This is a genomic window from Martelella alba (genome assembly GCF_005217455.1).
Lineage (GTDB): Bacteria > Pseudomonadota > Gammaproteobacteria > Enterobacterales > Enterobacteriaceae > Acerihabitans.
The window spans coordinates 1-1,597 of sequence record NZ_SZPQ01000117.1 but is presented as its reverse complement, the minus strand read 5'-3'; the positions used below and the strand labels follow the sequence as shown (position 1 = coordinate 1,597).

At 55.9% G+C, this 1,597-nt stretch carries 1 protein-coding gene; it reads right to left on the bottom strand.

Features of this window, described 5'->3' with window-relative positions:
- Positions 1 to 43: 43 nt before the first annotated feature.
- Positions 44 to 1,294 (bottom strand): MFS transporter, encoded by a 1,251-nt coding sequence (locus FCN80_RS25850; protein WP_136993223.1) that lies wholly within the window; start codon positions 1,292 to 1,294, stop codon positions 44 to 46.
- Positions 1,295 to 1,597: the final 303 nt, after the last annotated feature.

Below are 1,597 nucleotides of genomic sequence, written 5' to 3'. Positions count from 1 at the left end.
TTTCATAGAGATCTCCCCGATTCAGGTTACGAGAAAATTCTACTTATGAACACACCGGTTTTTCGGGGGGATTACCGAATGACAGTACCACCCCGCAGAACAATAACGCTATCGACATGATAAACGGCAGCCGGTAACTCCCGGTCACATCGCTGATATAACCGAAGGCCAGCGGCGATACTACGCCCGCAATACCCGCCGATGTACTAACGAAACCGCTCGCCACGCCGGCACAGGACGGCGCGACATCCAGCGGCACCGCCCAGATGGGACCCTCCGCCAATTCCAGGAAAAATAGCGAGGCGGCCAGACATAAGGCGATGATGTCCTGCTGGCGTATAAACAAGACGCATGACATGAAAATCAGCGAACCGAGAAATGCGATGATGATGATATTACGTCGCGCGGCGTTGATATTGCGGCTACGTTGATACCACGCGTCGGTTAGTAATCCTCCGGCGGTATTCCCCACCACGCCGGCGATAAATACGCCGGAAGTAAACAGGGCGGATGTTTTGAGATTGATGCCGTATTCGCCGACGAAAAAACTGGGGAGCCAGCTTAAATACAACCATAACGCCCAGGCATGGCAAAAAAACACCAACGTGACCGGCAGGATGCGCCGGGCCAGGGCGAGCCAAGGTACCGGCGTATGATGGGCCGGACCGGTGTAGGCCGGCAGACGGGCGATTTCCTCTGGCGTGACGCCGCGGTGCCGGCGCGGATCGTTGCGAAAATACCCTATCCACAGCGCGGCCCATGCCAAGCTGACGCAACCGAGCGCAATAAAGGCGCCGCGCCAGCCGATAAGCGGAATCAGCGCCACCATGATCGGCGGCGTGATGGCCGCCGCGGCGCGAGCTGAAGAGTGGGTGAAACCTTGGGCGAATCCGCGGCGCGCCACCGGTACCCAATTGCCCATGGCCCGGGTGGCGTTCGGTATGGTGCCTGCTTCGCCCAACCCCACCAGCATTCGGCTGAAAAATAGCGCGATCAATCCTCCGGCCAGTCCCGTGGCCAACGTGCCCGCCGCCCATAACAAACCCGATAGCGCCAGCATACGGTGCGGGCCAATCTTATCGCCAAAATAGCCGTTGATAATCTGGAATAGGGCATAGCAATAACCGAATGCGGACAATATCAGGCCCAATTGGGTATTGGAAAGATGCATTTCTGTTTTGAGCAACGGCGCGGCGATAGAAATATTCACCCGATCGATATATTCGATGAAATACATAGAGCAGATCAATACAAAAACTCTGCCGGTCGCCCCCTGGAACATTGTTGTCTTCATTATCACGTTCTCCATCGAACTGGCCGGTTTGACGTCGGCGAAGGGCCGTCAAACGCAGCGATTTATGACGGCGGGTTAATGACGCGTCAGGCCGATGATCTCGCTAACGGCACAGCGAGATCATCATTAAAATTGCCTATTGTCGACAATTTAACTCAACAGATTTCGCTTTCAAAAGCAGTGCATCACCCGTGGATGGCCATTTTCCATGTCATTTCCGCCGGACTAGGGTGACTTAGCCGTTATACCCCACGTTGGCTCTCGCTCGGCCGCGCTTCCTCGCCGCCGCGATGCAATTCGGCG

Coding starts and splice junctions, on each gene's coding strand:
- FCN80_RS25850 (WP_136993223.1), bottom strand. CDS start 1,294: ATGAAGACAACAATGTTCCAGGGGGCGACCGGCAGAGTTTTTGTATTG.